Genomic DNA, 21,100 nt, shown 5'->3' with positions numbered 1-21,100 from the left:
AACAACCCCATGACGAAAAAAGCGGTTCTGCGTTCTCTTATGACTTCTGCATTCGCATTTTCCCTTTCTGCGCGAGCCGATCTGCCAACGATGGAAGACCCTTCACGTGGCAAAGGCAGCGGTATCATGGATACCCTGAAAAATTATGGCTATGACATCGTGATCCTGCTGTCGCTGGGGATTTGTGCCGTTGGTTTTTTGGTGGTCGCCAATAGCTGTATTTCCACTTATTCCGAGATTCAGGCGGGTAAAAAGCAGTGGAAAGACCTGGGCGCGATGGCGGGTGTTGGGGCGATTTTGTTGGTGATCATCATCTGGTTGCTCACTCAGGCGGGGGATGTCCTGTAATGGCACAGACTATTGAATTTCTGCCTGACAGACTGAACCGGGAGCCGGTTGTTTTCCGGGGTATGACCACCACCGAGTTGTTTATTGCTCTGGGAGGTGGCCTGGTCACTGGTGTTGTGGGGGGAATTTTTCCCGCTGTTTTGCTGAAGATTTGGGCGTTGATCCCTACAGGCGCACTGGCGGGTGCCGCGCTGGCTATTATGGTCGGCGGTAAGTGGCTGGCACGCCTTAAGCGCGGGCGTCCGGATACGTGGCTGTATCGGATGATGGGGGCCCGGTTTGCACGCTACGGCTTTGGCGATCCGAAACTGGTGCAGGAAAGCGCCGTATGGGTGATACGCAGGAGTGAGAGAGTATGAGCCAGTTCAAACATGCGCTGGCGGCGCGGGATGCCCATATTATGACGCTACGGTTGGTGATTGGCCTGATGTTGCTGGTCAGTATTGCCTTGTGGTATGGCTGGCAGAGCGCACCCCGTCATCTGACCATCCATAATCCCCCCGATTTACGAGCGGGTAGTACCCGTCCGTGGTGGGAAATCCCGCCCGGACAGGTTTATGCCTTCAGTTTTTATATCTTTCAGCAAATTAACCGCTGGCCAACTAATGGTGAGGAAGACTACTCGCGTAACCTCAATGCGCTGACGGCCTATTTGACGCCTGCTTGCTATCTACAGCTTGAAGATGATTATCGCCAGCGTCGCGACCGTGGGGAACTGCGCGACCGTGTACGTGGTGTATACGAAATCCCTGGGCGTGGATTTCATAACAAGCGGGTACAGGTGCTTGGTCGTGACCGCTGGACAGTGACGCTCGATTTGAGTGTGGATGAATACTACCGCGCTGAACCAGTCAAAAGGGCACTGGTACGTTACCCGCTGAATATTGTGCGTTATGACGTCGATGCAGAGAAAAATCCCTGGGGAATGGCGCTCGACTGTTTCGCTGGACACCCGCAGAAACTGGAAGCAGCAGCAACAACGGAGGCAAAATCATGAAGCCATTCAGATTCTTTTTGTTCCTGACTTTCATGCTTTGTCACTGTGCAACTAAGGCCACTGAACTGGTGCAATGGCAACGCCTGCCGCTGCAGGTTGAACTACATACCGGACATGAACGGGTGGTCTTCGTTAACAAAAATGTGCGGGTGGGTTATCCGGTAGCGCTGGACGGCAAACTGCGCATTCAAAGTAGCGGCGGCACGGTCTACCTGCGTGCCGCCGAAGATTTTCCTGATACGCGTCTGCAACTGTTTGATATAGATAGCGGTGAGCTGATTTTGCTGGATATTCGTGCGACAGCGGGTGATGAGCTGGAGCCGCTGGAGCTGCGTTATAACGATGCGGTCTGGCGCAGCGATACCGTCATGCCAGACGACACGGAACATCAGGTTAAGCCAGGAACGCCGGAAGAATTCGCCGGTCCGCTCCCGGTGGTGCTCACTCGTTATGCCGCGCAGATGCTCTATGCACCGCTGCGCACAGTGGAGCCGGTGGCGGGGATCACGCCAGTGCCGGTACGTTTGCCCACCGCTGTCACCACTCTTTTGCCCGGTGAACTGGCTACCGCTACACCGCTGAATGCCTGGCGACTGGGAGACGTCACGGTTACTGCGATTAAGCTGCAAAACCAGAGTCGCGGACGCATTGACCTCGATCCTCGCACATTGCAGGGCAATTTTCTGACAGCAACATTTCAGCACCGCTGGTTGGGTGCGCACGGCACGCCGGAGGACACCACCGTCGTGTATCTGGTGACGGATGGCAGCGCCGACAGCGCCATTGTGCCCGAGCCCGTGCTGGAAAAGACGAAGGGGGATAAGTGATGCAGCTTAAAGCGAATAGCCTGCTGAAAATCCTTGTCCCGTCACTTCTGCTCGGCGCGGGTTTCATTGGTCTGAAAGCCTGTCGTACCTCCGGCAATGAAACACAGACCGTGGACCGCAACGTGGTGGCTGATCTCACTGGTGATGAAATGAAGGCGTTGGGTATCGATGGCGATACCCCACGTGACACGGTTGCTACGCTGGTGGGTCAAATGAAGCAATATCGGGCAGAGATGGAGGAAATGCGCATTAACAGCGCTGCGCTGGTGAAAGAAAATCAGCGGCTGCGGGAGCGCGACACTAGTGTTGAAGGGCGAATCAACAGTGCCCTTAACCGGGAACGGGAGACATTTAACAAAGAGCTGAAGCAACAACAGACTTCAATGCTGGACAGCTTTCAGCAGAAGCTGAACCAGCTAAGCCAGAAGTCCGGCACACTGGCCGGTGCTGGCGTGGGCGGTGATATTCCTCCGGGGCTGGGACTGGATAACCAGGATGTTCCGGCTGGTGCGGTACGCTGGGTGGAGCCTGCAGATGCCAGGCCGTTAGACAAACACGGGCAATCTGCTGCCTCTGGCGTGCAGTTTCCATCGTCTTTTGGCAATGCCGGAGAAAATGCCATCAGCAAGCAGAAGAAAGAATTTCTGGCGGTGGCAAAAGGCGAGCGTGCTATTGACGAAGCAACACCCGTTTATACTCTGCCGGAAAACAGCACGCTTACGGGGTCAGTGGCGATGACAGCACTGCTGGGACGGGTACCGGTCAACGGTACGGTGAGCGATCCGTATCCGTTTAAAGTGCTGATTGGCCGGGATAACCTCACTGCCAATGGTATCGAATTACCGGATGTTGAGGGCGCGGTGATATCCGGCACGGCTTCCGGCGACTGGACGCTCTCCTGCGTGCGTGGCACGGTTCACAGCATGACGTTTGTTTTTCGCGATGGCACCATTCGCACTGTGCCATCAGCGGGTAACAAAGCTAATAGTGACAGCAACAAAGGGCAGGGCAGCGAAATTGGCTGGCTATCCGATCCGCACGGTCTGCCGTGTATTCCCGGTGAACGAAAATCCAACGCGGCTGAGTATATCGGCTCGCAATTCCTGCTGGCGGGTTCTTCCGCTGCTGCAGACGCTTTTTCCAACGGGCAGACCACCACGACAGTGGATGGTGGCTCGGTCACGTCTGCAGTTACAGGTAGCAGCGGTCAATACGTCCTGGGGCAAGCGCTCGGTGGCGGGCTGAAAGAGAGCGCTGACTGGTTTAAACAGCGTTACGGCCAGATGTTCGATGCCATCTATGTTCCTCCCGGTCACCCCGTCGCTATCCATATCACCCGACAAATCCCCGTTGATTATGAGATTCAGGGTCGTAAGGTGAAATATGCGCAATCCTCAGCGAACAAAAGGAAGCTGGACTGATGAAAAATCACTTTATACACCTTACGCCCTTGCTGCTGGTGTTGATGATCACTGGATGCAGTACATCCCAGGAAACGCTGTTACCCGTGGATAAAAACACCACCATGCTATCACTGTGGGGCCGCCAGACCGGCGGCAGCGCCACACTGCACGACCAGCGCAGCCAGTTACGTCGCCCGCTGACAGAGATTTCAGTCCAGGAGCAACATAAGTACACCCGCACAGCGGAGAATGAGATCCAGACACAGTTCAAACGTCTGCCTAACCCCGATATGGTTATGTATGTATTTCCACACCTGACCGAAGGTGAGGGGGTGCCGGTGCCCGGTTATACCACGGTCTTCCCACTTCATTCCCGCACTTATTATGCGCTTCCTGGCGAACGCACGGAGGCGCTGTGATGAGAGAGAATGCAAGCCGACCACGCAGCGGAAAACTGACGCAGCAGGCAGCAAATGCGGCATATCAGAAAGGTCCTTCATTCGCCGATTTATTGCCGTGGGTGGAGTTTCAGGATGACAGCCAGACGCTGCTGCTGGATGACGGATGCTCAGTTGCCGCGATCTACGATATTACGCCAGTGGGTACCGAAGGCCGCTCCCGGCATTATCTGGAGGACGTACGCGATATCGTTAAAGATGCCCTCCAGGACTCATTTGACGAAACTGACATGCATCCATGGGTGATACAGTTTTTCTGCCAGAACGAGGATGATTTCAGTGGTTATATGCAGAAGCTGCGTGATTATGTTACACCTGAGGCAAAAGGTTCTGCCTTTAGTGAAGCATGGCTCGATGAGATGGATCGCCACCTGAGAAGTATTACCCGATCAGGTGGTTTGTTTCTGGATGACGTAGTGACAAAAACGCCGTGGCGCGGGCAGATACGTCGTACCCGGATGGTAGTTTATCGTTACCTGCCAGCAAAAATGGCACATGGTGAACAATCCCCGGAACAGGCGCTGAATAATGCCTGTGAACGTCTGGTTTCTGCGCTGGCTGGGGCCGGGTTGACTGCCTGTCGCCAGAACAGAACCGACATTTCACGCTGGCTGGTTCGTTGGTTGAACCCGGCTCCGGTAAAGGATGACCGACTGGCGTTTTATAATACAGTGACCGAACCTGATGTGCAGGAAACGGGCGTCCCTCCCATATTGAATGACTTCGCCGAGAATCTGTTGTTTAGCGAACCGGTGTCGGATGCTGAGAAAGGCCTCTGGTATTTTGATAATCTGCCGCACAAAGTGATTGTCGTTGACCGCCTGCGAAAAGCGCCGCAACCGGGGCATCTGACGGGAGAGACCCGGCGTGGAGATGCTGTTAATGCGCTGTTTGATCTGCTGCCGGAATCCACGGTGATGTCGCTGACAATGGTAGTGCACCCCCAGGACTTACTGGAGGCGCATCTTAACCGCCTGGCAGATCGTGCCATCGGTGAAAATGTGGACTCTGAATACACCAAATCCGACTGCCAGGAGGTGAAAACGTGGCTGAAAGACGGTCATAAGATGTATCGCAGCACGCTGGCATTCTATCTTTCAGCTTCTGATATTTCTGCGCTGAACAAACAGAACCGTGAACTGAACAGCGTGTTGCTTAACGCTGGGCTGGTGCCGGTACAGGACGGTGACGAGGTTGTACCGCTGAGCAGTTATTTGCGCTGGCTGCCTGCGAACTTCGATCCGGCGCGGGATAAACGCAATCTTTATACACGGTTTAATTTTGTCCAGCATATCGCCAACCTGTTGCCAGTCTTTGGGCGGGAGACCGGTACCGGGCATCCAGGCATCAGCTATTTCAACCGGGGCGGCACGCCACTGGATTTTGATCCGTTGAATAAAGACGATCGCTCCAAAAATGGTCACCTGCTTCTGCTGGGGCCGACCGGTGCAGGTAAATCTGCCACGCTCAACGGTAAAATCGCGCAACTGATGGCATTACATCGCCCTCGTCTGTTTATTGTTGAAGCCGGTAACTCCTTTGGTCTGACTGCGGATTATGCAAAGCGTTATGGCCTGACCGTCAACAAGATCAGCCTGAAACCGGGCAGTGGCGTGACTCTGCCGTTGTTTGCTGATGCCTGGCGGCTGGTGGAGGAGCCCGTCAGCGCCGATATTCCTGATGATGAGGATCAGCCTGAACAGGATGGCGATGATCAGCGCGACATTCTGGGTGAGATGGAAATCACGGCCCGGTTGATGATAACTGGTGGTGAGGTGAAGGAGGATGCGCGTCTGACCCGTCCGGATCGGGCGATGATACGTCAGGCAATTCTGGATGCGGCCCGGATCTGCCACCAGGCAAAACGCCAGACGCTGACGCAGGATGTGCGCGATGCGCTGTTTACTCTGGCAAAAGCCCCGACGTTGCCAGAGAACCGCCGTGTCCGTGCCTATGAGATGGCGGAAAGTATGAACATGTTTTGCTCTGGTTTTGAAGGGGAACTATTCAACCGGGAAGGTGAACCCTGGCCGGATGCTGATATCACGCTGGTGGACCTGGCGACATTTGCCCGCGAGGGCTACGAAGCGCAACTGGCAATTGCCTATATCTCGCTGATTAACCATATCAACAATATCGGCGAGCGTGACCAGCATCTCTCCCGCTCCATCGTCAATATTACCGATGAATCGCACATCATCACTGTTAACCCGTTGCTGGCGCGGTTCCTGACTAAAGGCTCCAAGATGTGGCGCAAGCTCGGTATCTGGCTATGGCTTGCTACACAGAATCTGTCGGACTTCCCGGACGATGCGAAGAAGCTACTCAACATGATTGAATGGTGGGAGCTATTGGTTATGCCCCCGGAGGAAGTTGAGCAACTGGAGCGGTTTAAAAACCTGACACAGGAGCAGAAGCAGTTGCTGTTGTCTGCCACGAAAGCGTCCGGGAAATATACCGAAGGCGTAGTGCTGGCGACGAAAATTGAAGCGCTATTTCGGGTCGTTCCCCCGAGTTTATTTCTGGCGCTGGGGATGACGGAAAAGCACGAGAAAGCCGAACGTGCGCAGCTGATGCGTGAGCAGGAGATAAGTGAACTGGATGCGGCTATTCAGGTTGCCAAGCGGATTGACAGTCTGAGAGGGCTGAATACTTTCGCATAAATTGTATTAGCTCATGTAAGAGCTGACATTGTTACGGCACAGGGCGAAACCTAATCTGACAGGCTGCTCTGTGCCAGAGGCAGAAGTCGATTGATGACTCACTACAAATTCGTCTTGCTTACTCCTAATGTTGATAAATGTGAATAAGATTAATACTATAAAGAATTATAATTTAATAGACGGCGGTTTAGGTAATGGGCGAGTTCTCAAAATATGTCGGAGAGGTGGGAGAAGAGATAGTCAATGACTTTCTGAAACTCTTTGGATGGAAAAACCTATGTAGTAACAAGCAATTAGATTGCTGCGTGGGAGAGCATGCTAAAAAGACACATGGAATAGATGCTTTGTATGTCTACAACTCTATGCTTCAAAAACAATCATTAGTAAGCGTTGTTGTTTCTGCAAAATATTCATCAGTACCTTACGATAAAGTCAAAACTACTTTTCGTTCACATTTCAGAGACTTGGCACATACCATTGAATGTTATTCAAAATCCCAGTTTAAAAGAACCATAACAAAACAATTTCCAGGTAGTTCAAGAAAAGAAGATATTGGGGTTTTGTTTTATTTAAATAATGATGAAAGCGATTCAAATGATAATATTAAAGGTGAAATCATCAATCATAGAATCGATTCTACCCTCAAGTTCAACGCCATACATCTCGTTGATAACGCAAGAGCTAAATTTTTATACAACTCGATAAGCTTTATCAAGAAAAAGCATGGTGAAATATCTTTTTTCTGCCTTAACACTACCTTAAATGTTTCATCTTCAACAAGACATTCTAAGATAATGCCTGTTGAATACATTACCTCTCCAATAATTCCTATTTCTGTGCCTGATGATAATGGGCGAAAGTTTATATTACTTTGCGATTTTAATTATAGTAAGGAATCACTAGGGTTGGTATATAAATTAGCTAGAAAACTTTGTTCCGATTTCGCAAATCATTATGAGATTTATTTCAATAAATATAATAAACTCACAGACTCCCCTTCAGTTGATGAAGTCAAAATGGCACAGGGTTTTGAAGATGGCACTGAGGATGTCGTAGGGGATATTACATTAATCGTTGATTCTTATAATAGCACTTTCAGGAGCATTTCTGATGAAAAATGATATTGATTTCATTCCCTCCGGAGATGAACTGAAAAATCTTGTGAGCCAGCAGAACTGTAGCTCTACAATGATCAATAATCTACTTAAAGAAAGAGGGCTTTTTTGCGGAGTGTCTGAAAAATCAGGCACAGTTCCAAACTTGATCACCTCTTTACTAAGCCCTGATGAATCTTATGATTTATTAAGCAGCATTAAAACAAAGGAAAAACTAGATAAAGTAAATTTTAGGAATTTCGATCTTAAGCAAGATGTTGATTTACTTGAGGAAGTTAGTGGTTTTGTAGATGTTGGTAAAATTACAAAAAATGGTTATATTAATTATGAAATATCAGATTTTAGCGATTTTACATCCCTAGATGGTAGAAGTAATAATTCCGTAATAATGGAGTTCGAAATTTGTAAAACAGATATTCTAGATGATTGGTATATAACTGAGAAATTCTTTAAAGGATCTGTGGAAATCAAGAAAGACTTTAATGGCATCACTGGTAACTCCCAGCTTTTAATGAATGTCAAACTAAATCACACATCTCCGGAAACTAAAGAAATAGCTGAAAATGTCATAACCTTGATAGAGGGGCATTTGGAAAGCAATAATATAATTGAGCATTCGCCTCATCGAGGTAGAGTTCTGATGGATGATTTTGAAAATGAAAATAGAGTGAAATTCCTTAATGAATTAGCCTCCCTTCATATTGGATACTTATTCTACCATCAAAAAATAGATGATGTTCATTTTAATCCTGATCATTCTACTGGTTATGAAAAACAATCAGATGCTGTGACTAATTTCCTCGAAAAAGATATTGACCAGTATAGAGTCAAAGGAAATCTAGAGAATATAATATCTGTCAAATGGAAACACATACACCCGTATGTACGTGTTACTAAGGTTGTCGCTAGTTATACAATTAGCTATGAATCCTATTCAGGTGAATGTAAGGTTGCATACGAGTTTAGTGAATATGGAAGAAAAACCCCTGTGAATCCTGAATTGTGCATTACCTTTATAAATATAAAGGTTAAAGGTGCGTCGCCCTCTAAAATACATGATATTCAATCAAACATTATGCGTGAGATTGAATTACGTAAAGTAGAATTGCTTACTAAATATAGAAGAGTTGCTGATACTGAATCAAACAGCTAACTCTATGGTTCTGCTCCCGATTGATTAATACCCACTATTAATACGGGAGCAAAAGCGACCTTCCGCTCCTCGCTCATTGTAGTCTTAGCGGGCCTGCACCCCAACCGCTAAGTGCCAAGAGCCGATATTTTTAACATCACTGTAAGTTAATCAATTAGAGAAAGGCCAACTGTTTACATACAGAAATCACGGTGCCAGGCAGTATCGCCTAGTTACATAATTTTCCCTGGCTGTTGTTTTTTTGAATATAATGATGGATTTATTGATGAAAGCAGAACTGATTGAACTATACAAAGACGCCTTACTTTTAGGGAAATATATTGAACTGGAACATGTTGCTAATAGAATGATGCCAGCCCTATACCCGGGAAAGGAGCTAGAAGATCTTTCTGACGAGGAGTTAATTGCATTAACTAAAGCCGTAATTACGGGTATGACTTCGTGGGTTTGCTAATCACTGATTAAAAATGGCGGCATAGGCCGCCATAACACAACTAACTCGTACATCACCTCCGTATGTATTATTTTCCCAATGGTTACTGGTAATAGTGATGTCCTCTCGTCATGAATACCGTCGTTTTAGTCGGGAATCCAGCCTTTCTGTCTCTTCAATAACTTTACTGAACTCTTTGGCTAATTTTGGTGGCAATTCAATACGTCCATGCTTGTTCGCTAGGTCACCTGTATTTAAGATTTCAAAACGTTTTCTGGCAAGGTACAACCACCTGATCACCTCAGGATCATTTACCAGAGCCTGACGGATATTATCTACCTGCTGACCCTTATAAATCCGCGAACTATCAGGGAGAAAAAGAATGTTGTCCGTACGATAAGGATATGGGGTAATATCCAGCATTTCACCATCATCACTCTCCCAAATACAGTGGAACTCAGCTTCAATATAAACTCCTGGTACCTGCCAGATAGCCCAACCGTAAACAGCCCTGCCACCATTCTGTTCAATTACCATTTCAACATTCGGAAAGCAGTCCATAACTTCCGCTCCCGGAAAAGGTTCATTGTTAATCAATACTGCGTGAGCATCAGGAACAACTTGTAGACAAAAATCCAGGGTTTCAGGCGCATTTAGCTGTGAGGGTATTGGGTGGTGCATAGTATTCCCTTATATTCGAACTAGATGGAAAATTTATAGTAAAATGACTTACTGAGAATATCATCGTTGGCGAAGTTTTACTTTCATTGGCTACTCGTCTGATTCGGCTCACTTGTCAATCAATGGCTTCACTGCAATCTAAATAGCTGCGCGCAATAGTGCTACACTTTTTCCAGCCCTTGCAGGACAAGGGATTGGAGCTGTTTTCCCCGCTAAGCGGCACTACGCCGATCTCGCGATGTGTTGCTCTTGTGTAACTGCCACAAGTCAATAAATGGCAAGTGCAGCGGGATTAGACGCAGCTATTTAGCGACGAAGTTTGTACAAGAATAGCCGTTCCTCGCTCTTAGCTACCTGTCAGAACTTTGCATATCATTCGTTCAGGTTGACCGGCCAACCCGGAAAATAATAGTAATATTTTGAATTTCATTTCCGTTTCAGCAAAAGCAGTTTGTTCTCTGCTGGTAAATACGATGGTGTAGTGTATCTCCCTTCCGGGTTCACTTGTTTGTGAATTTTCCTTCGTTTCAGGATTTGAGTTCTCTGCTGTTGCCTGCGCCTCTTGAGCATTAAATCCCACAGATCGCTTCATGATTTGAGGGAGAAAAATGCGTTTACGAATACACCTTTTTTTTATGCTGTCTGCTGCGCTGGTGGCCTCCGGCGCACTGGCTCAGACGGTGGTTTATTCCACACCAAAACTTCTGGTAGCTGACCCGCAGCCCGGCGTGCTGGTGCAGATTCTGGAAAATGTTCAGGTACTGGAGCAGTCGCTGTTTCCGGTACTGTCTGATAATCCGGCAGTTGCCGAGCATCAGGCAAAGCAGAGAATGCAACAACCTGACTGGCAGTTACAGGAGGCTCGACTGAACCGCGCGTATCAGGCGTTGCTTGATGCCCGGATGCTGGATATCGCAAAGGTTCCGGCAGTGGTGTTCGATGACAAATTTGTGGTCTACGGCACGACTGATGTCGCTCTGGCACAGCAGAAGCTGGAAATGTGGCGGGAGCAGCAGCCATGAAAGCACTGCGCTCGCTTATTCCGTCATTGCTGGCTGTGACTTTGCCAGCCACCGCCATCACCACGCCGCAAATAATTGCCTCCGCTCTTGCTCCGGACTGCCTGCAGTATCGTGTTGTCGGCATCTGTTACTGGCTCCTGTGTACACCGTTCGGTTGTACGGTCAAAACCTCGGTACGAGTGAAACACAATCTGCCGGAGCTGGTGGTATCGGCCTATAACACGCCCGGTGATAGTCCATGGCGTGAAATGGCGTTTGCCGGTAGTGCCATTTCTGGTGCAGAAGGAGGCGGTGACACTAACCCGCGCATCGGAAATAGCAAAACCAAAATCCGTTTCAAAAATTCGGATGCTTTCGGTCACCCGGCAGATGCCACCTTTTTTAAGCTCCTGAGTTCATACGGCTACAGTTGCAGCAGCAATGTCGTGCCGTTCCAGCCTTATTTTGTCAGCACGCTGGATATGCTGGCGTGGCGCAGTGGCGTACCGGAGATGTTGTATCCCGAAGCATTAACGCCGGGCCTGCGTGAAGTCGGTCAGCCTGGTGATCTGTGGGGCAATGTTTATCCACGGGCCGGTGCGCTGGGGCAAACGCATGATTATAAGGCCGGGGCCGTTGTCGCTCAGCGCACTGCCGATATTGTCACCCGCGCCGGGCAGCTTCATGTTTACCTGCCGCTGGTTGCTTCTTCCCGCCCAGGTTACTGGCCGCCATCGCCAGTAATGGAAGTCAAGTCCGGAAATCACACCTGGCAGATACTTACCCCACAAATAAGCATGAGCTGCGCCATTTTTCCTGACCGCACCCTAATCAATACCTATGCCGACCGGCTGTCAACAAATGGCAGTTACGCCTGGACGCTCTGGCGTCCGTATTCATGCTGTCAGCGTCGTGGGCAGACTCTTCTTGGCAGTACCGGAGGTTAAATCACTATGGCATCAAAAATAAAACCGGTCCTGATGGCTATGCTGACCAGCATTTTCTGCCATACAGCGCTGGCGGCAGAGAACAACTACAGCGTGGATCAGCAGGGGGCGATTGCTGACGCACTTTACTATCAGATTGGCGGAGGCTCGGTGATAACCCCGGCGCTGACGCGGCGTAACACGCAATTGTTGAATGTACGGGCTGGCTGGAATGCCGACCTGATGTGCGGAAATTTCGATATCAGCACCACAGTGCGTAACCAACTGAATGGTGTAACTGAGGGGTTTCAGGATTTAATGGGCAACGTTATTCAGTCTGCCACTTCTGCTGTTGCCAGTCTCCCCGCGATGATCATTCAGCGTGCTAATCCCCAGCTTTACGACCTGCTAACTAACGGGGTGCTACAGGGGCGTATTGATTTTGATAAATCGCAGCTGACCTGCCAGAAAATGGCCGAGAAGATGACCGATTTTGCCTACGGTTCGGCATGGACTCAAAGTGCAAAGGCGGAAAACTATCAGAGTGTTGCTGTCAGTGAAGCAGATGCGGTGCGGGCAGAAAAGAAGGTGGCGAAGGAAGCTGCCAGTAAGGGAAAAACCTGGGTAGGAGGACAGAAGCGAGGGGGGAGCGGGCAGCAACCCATCAGGCTGGTTGGCGATACGACCAGGGTTGGGTACAACATCCTGAACCAGCGCAGTGTGACCGATACCGGCAGTATTTCTCCGTCACAATGCCAGGGAGAGCTCTGTCAGGTCTGGAGCAAACCAGAAGAGGCGGCGTCCTGGATGACCAGAGTCGTCGGTGAACAGACCATCAACGTCGCGCCGGATAACGATGTTTCTGGCAGCAGTGAAGATAAAACCGGTGCGCAGGCTGGGGTGGGGCTGTCGCCACTGATTGCCGAAGAGCAGGAAAAAATTGCAGAGGTACTGACCGAACTGGTTAACGGCAGCATAAAACCCACTTATGAGAACCTCGGCAAAGCTTCTGGAGGTAGCCTGCAACTGACACGTGGCGTAGTGGAGGCGTTGCGTGACGATCCTGATGCAGCGGTACTGGTACAGCGTTTATCTGGTGAGATGGCGCTGGCCCGCGTGATGGAACAGGCGCTGATGGCCCGGCGCACACTTCTGGCTGGGGCGCGGGAACCCAATATTGCGGCGGAAAAAGAGGCGCAAACGCAACTGAATCAGACCACGATGCAGCTTGACCAGGAACTGAACCAGCTTCGGCTCGAACTTGAGATGCGGCGAATGCTGGCAGATAACGCCAGTACTTCCGTTCTGACACGTAAGACGCTGCGTGATGCCACCCGTGGTGAGGCTGTCAGCGTGGAGGATGATGGTAGCAAACGAGTGAATGATCTCAGCAAATCCGCCGGGGAGGAGTAACCATGTATGTTATATGGATACGTTTAAGATCTACGCTGATGGCTGTGGGTCTGCTAACCGGGGTAGCGATTATCGCTGGACTGACACTTCGCTTCACGTCCCCGGAGATGTCTTTGCAAAATACGCTGTATCAGGTGAGATATGGATTATTGGCCTGGCGGTTAAGCCTCTACATCTCGGGTATCGTCATTGGTTTTTCTCTGTACCGGCGTTTATCTGTTCAGAGCAGGGCGCATCTGAAACGCATTGCTGGCTGGTCGCTGGTTCTGCTGGCGGTTAATGAAGTCAGTAACCTGCTGCAACAGGGGAACGGCGCATGACGACATACAGCTACCTGGAGTATGCCCTGACGCTGCTGGGCTGGCTTATCAGTAACGGAATATGGGACACCATTACGGCGACGGGGTTGTTTGCGCTGCCGCTGCTGATGAAACTGTTATCCCTCTGGCTGAAAGCGCGGGAACAGGGTGCCGATGAAGGTGATGCGGGCGGGCTGACGCTGGCTTGGATGGAGAATACGATTTATGTGGCGCTACTGGTCATTATGTTTACCTGCGTTCCGTTGCTGAATATCGATATCACGCAAATGAAGTACAACACCGACCGCTCGAAACAGTGCAATTTCACCATGCCTGTCGCGCCGGAGCAGTCAGGTTATGCGCCACTGGTGAGTGATATTTCCGGTCAGACGGCGGCGGTGCCGGTGTGGTGGTATCTGATCCATGCTGTATCCAAAGGGATGGTCAGCGCTGCCACTGCCACGCTGCCGTGTAAACCGGACCTGCGACAACTCAGGTTTGAAGTGCAGCATACCCGCATCAGCGACCCGGTGTTAGGGCAGGAACTGCGTGATTTTGTAATGGAGTGCTATTCCCCATCACTTTCACGGCTGAAGCAGCGCGGTGGTGAACTTACCCTGGGCGAAAGTCTGGATGTGGCCTGGCCGGGTTCCTCGCGATTTATGACGCAGGTAGGGTATTACGATACTGACCATGCCCGTTCGCCACGAAGCGCCTGGCCGTATGACAGTAATCGGGATGCAGGACTGGTGAATACGGGAAATGGTGGCTACCCGACCTGCAAACAGTGGTGGTCTGATGCGGATGTGGGACTGAAACCCCGACTGCTGGCACAGGTTAAGCCGGATGTCTGGCAGTCATTTAAGAAAATGGCTTACAGCAAGGAAAACTATGAAGAGGCGGTACTGCGAGCGCTGATCAGTCCGCGCAATATGACGGTATCGCAGGACGGGCTGGTGTATAGGGGCTATGGCGGTAACGTTGACCCGACTCTGACCAATAGTCTTGCCAGAACGGGGGCGGCGTTGGGCCATTCGCTGGCATCACTGGCGGCGTTTCCGGCTTTTGATTCACTACGTCAGGCATTACCAATGGTGCAGGCTATTCTGTTAATGGTGTTGGTGATTTGCATCCCCCTGGTGACGGTGTTCTCTGCCTACAGCATCAAAACGGTGCTGACGCTGACGTTCGCGCAGTTCGGTCTGATGTTCCTGACTTTCTGGTGGGAGCTGGCTCGTTGGCTGGACGGTTGGATGCTGACGTTATTGTACGATGGCGATGCCCACAGTTCATGGAATCTGGCCGGGATACAGAATACCCAGGACGATTTGATTATGCAGTTTGTGATGGGAACGATGTTTATCGTGCTCCCTGCATTCTGGATGGGGGCGCTGGGATGGGCTGGAGTTCAACTGGGAGGGGTGATCGAACGGGCTGCTATTACAGGATCAGCCGACGCCAATAAATCAGGTGGAAGGATGGGTGATGTTATCGCACGGAAAGTAGGAAGATAACTTCTTAGTCGTCGATTCTCCTACCGCTGTAATAAAATCCAGGGCCTTCGGGTCCTGTTGCATTATAACCATCCGAAGGTTCGTCTCCCTTTGGGCCTTCGCTTCTTCCATTAGCCGCAGTATTCAGGTACCAAGCCATAAATATCATCAGTGCCAGGCATAACGCGGCAAACAGTGCGCCAGCAAGCAGCAATCCCACCGCAGCGGCAATGCAAAGATACAGAGGAAGTTTTGTTATCCAGTACGGTACGCCACGCTGCTGCAGTCGGATTTCCTGTACGCTGAGCCAGCGTACAAACTGACGGGTCCGGAAACCAAGACGATATCCAATATTCTGCTGTTTCATTCTGCACTTCCTGTACTGAATAAAATATGAACACAGGTTATCACTGGTACAAAAATCAGACAACGGTTTCTTTTATTACTGAGAATTAATTCCCGGTATTTACTCTATACAGCCATCAGCATACTGGCTCTGCATATTGCTGCTGTAGCAGCGCCCTGGTGAACTCAGTTCACGCCCTTTAATGCTCACGCACCTGAAAACGAGCAACGCATCACGCGTGGTGTCCTCCTTATTCCAACTCAATCCCTCTTTTTTACACCGGAGTCTTACTATGTCCGAAATTACACTGCAATACACAACTTCTCAAGCAACAAAAGAACTGGTTGAACGCGCCCTCAGAGCGATAAAAAGTGATTTTATGGCAGCAGAGTCGGAACCAGGAATTGTGAGTCCGGCAATGTTTGTTGATTATCTGCGTCTGCAGTTAAGCGATCATGAACGGGAGCATTTCTGCGTAATATTCCTCGATAATCAGAACCGGATTATTGAAGCTGAAATTATATTCAGCGGCACGCTGGATCATGTAAGCATTCATCCCCGTATTATTGCTCGCAAAGCATTGCTGCGAAATGCTGCGGCAGTTCTTCTGGCCCACAATCACCCATCAGGTGAAGTTAATCCCAGTCAGACAGATAAAACGGTGACAGAGCATATCGTGAAATGTCTTTCTATGCTGGATATTAAAACGCTGGACCATATGATTGTCTCCCCTGGTGAGAATCATTATTCGTTCGCTGAACATGGTTTGTTGTGATTCATTATTACCGAAATACCCTTCTTTACGGAGGGTTTTTTTTGCCATTTTTTTTTCATGAAAACAGATATTCATGAATTTATTCCTCGCAGGAAAGGATTTAAAGGAAAGGGCAAGGGTAAAGGGGGTTAAGAGGTAACAGGCTTTACCAGAAAAGACCTGGAGATAAAGGATATCTCACTGAACAAGAAAACCGATTTTCATGAAAGTGTGTTTTCATAAAATTATGTCCGACGTGAATACAGTTTATTGCCGCCATGCGGTTTATTTTTCGGCAATGTTCCCCCTGCATTCATTATTTTGCGTCAGGAGGCAGTATGATTATCAGCTTCATCAGCCAGAAAGGCGGTGTCAGCCGCTCCACTCTCGCCCGTGCGACTGCCGTTGAATTTGCCCGTTCCGGCAAAAAAGTGCATCTGGCAGACCTCGACAGCCAGCAACAGACTTCCGCAAAGTGGTCGGAACGTCGCGATAACGCAGGGATTTATCCTGCTGTAGAAACGGGGGTTTATCGCCGACATGATGTGGCACTCAAAGCCGCCAGCAATTACCAGTTCCTGATTGTTGATACCCGACCGTTTGTCGATATTTCCTCTCTTGATATTTCCCGTCAGTCAAATCTTGTGGTGATTGCTACCGGAACCTCACTCGACGATCTGGAACCCTCACTGCTGCTGGGGCGTGAGCTGGTGCATAAAGGGATTCCCCATAGTCGCCTGTTCTATGTGGTCGGTAAAGCGCCGAGTCAGGCCGAAGGTCGCAGCGCCATTCAGACGATTTCCGCCTGGCAGTTTGCCTGCGCCACGTCGTTCCTTATGTTCAAACCGGGCTACAGTATTGCGCTGGATGCCGGATATTCTATTACTGAAACGCCCTGGAAAACGCTTAATCAGCAGGCCAGAAATGTCATCAACGAAATTGGCACTCGCGTCAGTAGCCGTCCCTGAACCAGCAAACTGAAATCATGAACATTGCATTTCATGATTTCAGACTCCGGATCCCTTATGGCAAAGAAACCACTGAAATTATCTCCCGTAACGCCCCGTCCGCTTGAAGTTACGACTACCGATCATCAAACCGGCGAAACAAAACCGATCCAGATCCGTATCAATCCGCTATTACATCGCGAAATCAAGATTGCAGCGACAGAGCAGGGTAAAACAATCACGGCATTCCTGCTGGAGTGCTATCAGTTCTGGAGCAGAATGAATAAATGAAAGGCTGGACTCATGAAAACAGGCATTCATGCAAAGCTGAGATGGCTCAGAAGATCAGATATTCCGTCTGGACCGGTTGCCGCAGCAATGGTACCGGAAACCAGACCAGGCTGGATGAATCCCATGTCGGCTGAGAGCCTGCTGGCAAGCCCATTACGGCAGCAACTGATGCGAATTATCTGGCAGCGAACCTCACTCTCCGGGGCGTTATTCACGGAGTTGTATCAGATCCCGGTCAGGCGATTTGCAGAACTGGTGCAGCAACTACCCGCTTCGGAATACCACCATCATTCCCATCCCGGTGGTCTACTGGACCACACTCTGGAAGTTATGGCGTTTGCCGCGAAATTACGTCAGCGCCATCTTCTCCCGGCAGGTGCTGCGCCTGAAGATCAGGCCCGAGAAGCGGAGGCGTGGACGGCGGGGGTTATCTACGCGGCATTACTGCATGATGTCGGGAAGATAGCCACAGATATCTTGGTGACGACGGATGATGAGCAGCCCTGGTATCCGTGGCAAGGAGTACTTAGTAAACCGTACCGATTGAAGTACCACAAGAAACGTGATCATCAGCTTCATCCGGTAGTTGGGGGATTACTGGCAACTCATATTCTGCCCATTACTGCTCTTAATTGGCTGGCACAGTATCAGGAGTTATACACGTCATTTTTATATTGTATCAACGGGCATTACGACCGGGCGGGTATTATGGGCGAACTGGTACAGGAAGCAGATCGAGCATCGGTGGCTCAGTTTATGGGGGCGAATGCCAGCACCGCACTGGAACGTCCGCAACCGTCGCTAGCGAAGCAGATGCTGACGGCTTTGCGTCAACTGGTACAGACTCAGTTTAAACTAAGTAATCCCCATTCAGGCTCAGACGGCTGGCTGACTGAAGATGCCCTGTGGCTTATCAGTAAAACTACTGCTGACAGGGTTCGGGCCTGGCTGCTACAACAGGGGGTGACCAGCGTGCCTGATAGCAATGTTCGGCTGTTTGATGAAATGCAGGCGCATGGGCTGATTATCCCGACGTCGGAAGATAAGGCTGTCTGGTCATGTGAGATTAAAGCTGACGGTGGCTGGGCGCCGGGCTGCCCGTTAACGTTACTGCGATTATCGCCGTCACGAATTTGGGGGACGCAGGAGGAGCGGCCGACACTGTTTGCTGGTCAGGTTATTCCAGACGCGACAGCGCCGCAAACTTCCAACCTGGATGAAAACGCCGAACCAGAGATAGCATTAGAGATTCCCGTTGGACAGATTACCGGAAAAGGGGAATCTCTGGCAGATTTGACACTTTCTCTATTTGCACCTGCACTATCGGATGAGGAAATTATCAATGACTTTGTCTCGCCGATAGAAGAGCCGATGGGCGGAATTTCTCTGACTCAGCGAACAGACATCACTGAAGAAAAGTTGACTGGTGCGGAGCCAAGGACTACTAGCCGTTCCGTATCAGGCCAGGGGTTTGTCGACTGGTTGCGGGAAGGTATTCGGACCCGGAAGATGATGATTAATGAATCCGGTGCGCCAGTTCATATGGTTGCCGGTAGGGTATTCCTGGTCTCACCGGGAATTTTTAAGCTGTATATCCAGTCCACGACGGGAGAGACTGGAGAACAGTGGAAACCTGTTCAGAGGGCGTTTCAGCGACTGTCACTTCACTATTACGACAATGATGGTACAAATATTTTTACCTGTGAAGTGAAGGGGCCCCGTAAAACACGGCGGCTGAAAGGGTACTTTCTGGAAAAACCAGAGTTTATTTTTGGTGATGTTGTTCCGGAGGATAACCCATATTTATCTATGTTTGTTGGAACCTAATATTGATTGTCTCTGCTGGCGGTGTATCGCAAATTTTGGTGATGATTATCGAAAAATTAGTTACAGACTAATTAAGTCGATCCTGTTGCGCCTGAATAGGCGCAACAGGACTAGATAGTATATCAAACACCGGGATGTGACACTTTTGTTATTACTGAATTGTTCTGAATCAACAATGCTGGTTCCATCCCTTCCTCAGAAAAATCATAAACAAGAATATCTGGATGATGTAAATCACATGCCTGACCGACAAAAACTGAGGCTGCGTTGGATGCACAAATCAGAAGATGGACTCGATTTACCCCATATTGGTTTTTAAAATTATGCAAATCTTGTTGTAATCGTGCACAGAATGCTATGCCATCTTCTGGATGAGGTATTGCGCCATTTCCCATGAAATCTACTGTTGAAGTGTAGCTGACAATACAGCAACCCTTTAAGGATTTTAGCTCTTGTGCTTTGCTTACAAGTTTGGGAACTATGGCAGTAAAATTTATACAAACAACAATTTCATCATGAACAATAAGTGATTCCAAGCCCTCAACAGAGTAAAAATTTCCAACAGGTTCAGGTTTAGGCCACATCCAGCATCCGCCATCTCTGTAGCGGAGCATTGGGAAAAATTGTCCTTTATTCCCTAAAAGGGCACCGAGCCCAACAAGAGCAGGCATAGGGCCAAACGCAAATAATGCAGCTTTAAAATTTTTATTACGTGTCTGATTTCGAATCTGCTGAGCTGAATTCTCAATCAGAGAAATTATCTGTTCCCTGTCAGAGCCATGTTGAAGGAAAAAACTTTCTCCGCAAGTTTCAATAATATTAGAAGCACCTAAAGCTCTAAGCCGCATTGATGATAGCGAGGCTGCTATTTCTTTTGAACCAGGAGCAGAAATAACCTGGGCATTGACAGGCCAAAGTAGGACATAGACATCTACTGGTTCATAGCTTAAGCCATCTAACAACAGCTCAGATGTGTGGCAATGTCTTGAGCGCATTTCGGAAAGGCGAGAAGCAGGATAATCGCATCCAGCAATTTTATCAATCAATCGATGGTGCTTGTCACAGAGTAAAAGTACGTTGCTGGGATCATTGGATAATTTTTCTGATAGAACAGCTACCCCACGCTCCCCCCTTTCTGATGACGCAACATTATGTGCTAGATAACTAAAGTTTCCATGCGCACCGGTTAATTCATCCATATTCAGACGCAGTCCACAACCGGTAAACATACATCGACCGTGACTATCTTTCCATACTTCATCCTTCGTTAGTTTGCTAAAATTTTCGCCGCGTCCCTTTGCTTTAGTTCCACCCGTGGATTTCAGGAATCTCCTGATCTCATTTGTAGTAATTTTTATTGTCTGAAATTGGCATAGTTGAAGAACTTGCTGAATTGATCTCAAATTGGCTACATGTGCACTTTCTAATGATATTCCCTGAAGAATAGCCAACTTAAGAGGCTTCTTTCCTTGGCATAAACGTTGAATTATTAAAATTAGTTCATCCAAAGGGAAATTAAAACGCATTGCAGACACTACATTCGATTCAAATTGGAGAGCGATAAGTGAATTTTTATTATTGTCATCAGTGAAGTAAATAACTTCATCCCATTTTACTTTCTCATCAAGAAGTCTAATATATTCATTAACATTGATTATCGTATCAAAAGGAGGAAAGTGAGTTTGGTTGAAAAATTCTTTATCAATAGTATTCATTGTTCTACCT

At 49.0% G+C, this 21,100-nt stretch carries 23 protein-coding genes; 19 read left to right on the top strand and 4 right to left on the bottom strand.

Annotated features, from left to right (window positions below):
* The first annotated feature begins 9 nt into the window (after positions 1-9).
* From F384_RS09740 to F384_RS09695, 10 genes are all read left to right on the top strand, one after another.
* A complete protein-coding gene (locus F384_RS09740; protein WP_046481294.1) occupies positions 10-348 on the top strand; it encodes a TIGR03745 family integrating conjugative element membrane protein in 339 nt (112 codons plus the stop codon).
* Positions 348-707: a TIGR03750 family conjugal transfer protein gene (locus tag F384_RS09735; protein WP_046481293.1), complete on the top strand. Its 360-nt coding sequence runs from the start codon at positions 348-350 to the stop codon at positions 705-707. The genes F384_RS09740 and F384_RS09735 overlap by 1 nt, the downstream gene beginning before the upstream one ends.
* Positions 704-1,345 carry a PFL_4703 family integrating conjugative element protein gene (locus tag F384_RS09730; protein WP_046481292.1) on the top strand — a complete coding sequence of 214 codons (642 nt, stop codon included), beginning with the start codon at positions 704-706 and terminating at the stop codon, positions 1,343-1,345. The genes F384_RS09735 and F384_RS09730 overlap by 4 nt, the downstream gene beginning before the upstream one ends.
* Positions 1,342-2,172 (top strand): TIGR03749 family integrating conjugative element protein, encoded by an 831-nt coding sequence (locus F384_RS09725; protein ID WP_046481291.1) that lies wholly within the window; start codon positions 1,342-1,344, stop codon positions 2,170-2,172. Before F384_RS09730 ends, F384_RS09725 begins: the two co-directional genes overlap by 4 nt.
* On the top strand, positions 2,172-3,593 hold the full coding sequence (locus F384_RS09720; RefSeq protein ID WP_046481290.1) for a TIGR03752 family integrating conjugative element protein: 1,422 nt from the start codon (positions 2,172-2,174) through the stop codon (positions 3,591-3,593). The genes F384_RS09725 and F384_RS09720 overlap by 1 nt, the downstream gene beginning before the upstream one ends.
* Entirely contained in the window at positions 3,593-3,994 is a 402-nt protein-coding gene (locus tag F384_RS09715; RefSeq protein ID WP_046481289.1) for a TIGR03751 family conjugal transfer lipoprotein, read from the top strand. The genes F384_RS09720 and F384_RS09715 overlap by 1 nt, the downstream gene beginning before the upstream one ends.
* On the top strand, positions 3,994-6,696 hold the full coding sequence (locus F384_RS09710) for a conjugative transfer ATPase (RefSeq protein WP_046481288.1): 2,703 nt from the start codon (positions 3,994-3,996) through the stop codon (positions 6,694-6,696). The genes F384_RS09715 and F384_RS09710 overlap by 1 nt, the downstream gene beginning before the upstream one ends.
* A gap of 194 nt (positions 6,697-6,890) precedes the next feature.
* Positions 6,891-7,817: a hypothetical protein gene (locus tag F384_RS09705; protein WP_046481287.1), complete on the top strand. Its 927-nt coding sequence runs from the start codon at positions 6,891-6,893 to the stop codon at positions 7,815-7,817.
* Complete coding sequence (locus tag F384_RS09700) at positions 7,807-8,964, top strand: hypothetical protein (RefSeq protein ID WP_046481286.1); 1,158 nt, start codon at positions 7,807-7,809, stop codon at positions 8,962-8,964. The genes F384_RS09705 and F384_RS09700 overlap by 11 nt, the downstream gene beginning before the upstream one ends.
* A 265-nt stretch (positions 8,965-9,229) precedes the next feature.
* A complete protein-coding gene (locus tag F384_RS09695) occupies positions 9,230-9,418 on the top strand; it encodes a hypothetical protein (protein ID WP_046481285.1) in 189 nt (62 codons plus the stop codon).
* Between the two features lie 108 nt (positions 9,419-9,526).
* Here F384_RS09695 and F384_RS27920 read toward each other — a convergent pair whose 3' ends face one another.
* On the bottom strand, positions 9,527-10,078 hold the full coding sequence (locus tag F384_RS27920) for a hypothetical protein (RefSeq protein ID WP_049106081.1): 552 nt from the start codon (positions 10,076-10,078) through the stop codon (positions 9,527-9,529).
* A 346-nt stretch (positions 10,079-10,424) separates the two neighbouring features.
* Entirely contained in the window at positions 10,425-10,658 is a 234-nt protein-coding gene (locus tag F384_RS09685) for a hypothetical protein (RefSeq protein WP_148675904.1), read from the bottom strand.
* Positions 10,659-10,686: 28 nt separating this feature from the next.
* On the opposite strand from F384_RS09685, the gene F384_RS09680 reads away from it, so the two are divergent.
* The 5 genes from F384_RS09680 to F384_RS09660 are packed head-to-tail and all read left to right on the top strand — an operon-like array spanning position 10,687 to position 15,231.
* A complete protein-coding gene (locus F384_RS09680; protein ID WP_046481283.1) occupies positions 10,687-11,100 on the top strand; it encodes a TIGR03757 family integrating conjugative element protein in 414 nt (137 codons plus the stop codon).
* On the top strand, positions 11,097-12,026 hold the full coding sequence (locus F384_RS09675) for a TIGR03756 family integrating conjugative element protein (protein WP_046481282.1): 930 nt from the start codon (positions 11,097-11,099) through the stop codon (positions 12,024-12,026). Before F384_RS09680 ends, F384_RS09675 begins: the two co-directional genes overlap by 4 nt.
* A gap of 33 nt (positions 12,027-12,059) precedes the next feature.
* The gene (locus F384_RS09670) at positions 12,060-13,418 is read left to right on the top strand and encodes an integrating conjugative element protein (protein WP_077259946.1); all 1,359 of its coding nucleotides are present in this window, start codon (positions 12,060-12,062) and stop codon (positions 13,416-13,418) included.
* Between the two features lie 2 nt (positions 13,419-13,420).
* The gene (locus F384_RS09665) at positions 13,421-13,738 is read left to right on the top strand and encodes a hypothetical protein (protein WP_046481281.1); all 318 of its coding nucleotides are present in this window, start codon (positions 13,421-13,423) and stop codon (positions 13,736-13,738) included.
* Positions 13,735-15,231 (top strand): conjugal transfer protein TraG N-terminal domain-containing protein, encoded by a 1,497-nt coding sequence (locus F384_RS09660; protein WP_046481280.1) that lies wholly within the window; start codon positions 13,735-13,737, stop codon positions 15,229-15,231. The genes F384_RS09665 and F384_RS09660 overlap by 4 nt, the downstream gene beginning before the upstream one ends.
* A gap of 4 nt (positions 15,232-15,235) precedes the next feature.
* Here F384_RS09660 and F384_RS09655 read toward each other — a convergent pair whose 3' ends face one another.
* Positions 15,236-15,577, bottom strand: coding sequence for a DUF3742 family protein (locus F384_RS09655; RefSeq protein WP_046481279.1), 342 nt, complete (start codon positions 15,575-15,577; stop codon positions 15,236-15,238).
* Positions 15,578-15,848: 271 nt separating this feature from the next.
* On the opposite strand from F384_RS09655, the gene F384_RS09650 reads away from it, so the two are divergent.
* From F384_RS09650 to mobH, 4 genes are all read left to right on the top strand, one after another.
* On the top strand, positions 15,849-16,331 hold the full coding sequence (locus F384_RS09650) for a JAB domain-containing protein (RefSeq protein WP_046481278.1): 483 nt from the start codon (positions 15,849-15,851) through the stop codon (positions 16,329-16,331).
* Positions 16,332-16,648: 317 nt separating this feature from the next.
* Positions 16,649-17,278, top strand: a complete 630-nt coding sequence (locus F384_RS09645) for a ParA family protein (protein ID WP_046481277.1) — start codon at positions 16,649-16,651, stop codon at positions 17,276-17,278.
* A gap of 57 nt (positions 17,279-17,335) precedes the next feature.
* Positions 17,336-17,548 (top strand): toxin-antitoxin system HicB family antitoxin, encoded by a 213-nt coding sequence (locus F384_RS09640; protein WP_046481276.1) that lies wholly within the window; start codon positions 17,336-17,338, stop codon positions 17,546-17,548.
* A 12-nt stretch (positions 17,549-17,560) separates the two neighbouring features.
* Positions 17,561-19,375, top strand: a complete 1,815-nt coding sequence (mobH, locus tag F384_RS09635) for a MobH family relaxase (protein WP_065366073.1) — start codon at positions 17,561-17,563, stop codon at positions 19,373-19,375.
* A 122-nt stretch (positions 19,376-19,497) separates the two neighbouring features.
* Here the strand turns inward: mobH and F384_RS09630 are convergent, their stop codons facing one another.
* Positions 19,498-21,090: an SAVED domain-containing protein gene (locus F384_RS09630; protein WP_046481275.1), complete on the bottom strand. Its 1,593-nt coding sequence runs from the start codon at positions 21,088-21,090 to the stop codon at positions 19,498-19,500.
* Positions 21,091-21,100: the final 10 nt, after the last annotated feature.

The sequence above is a fragment of the Citrobacter amalonaticus Y19 genome, from assembly GCF_000981805.1.
Classification (GTDB): Bacteria; Pseudomonadota; Gammaproteobacteria; order Enterobacterales; family Enterobacteriaceae; genus Citrobacter_A; species Citrobacter_A amalonaticus_C.
The sequence above is the reverse complement of the archived record's forward strand: the minus strand, read 5'-3'. Positions and strand labels throughout refer to the sequence as shown.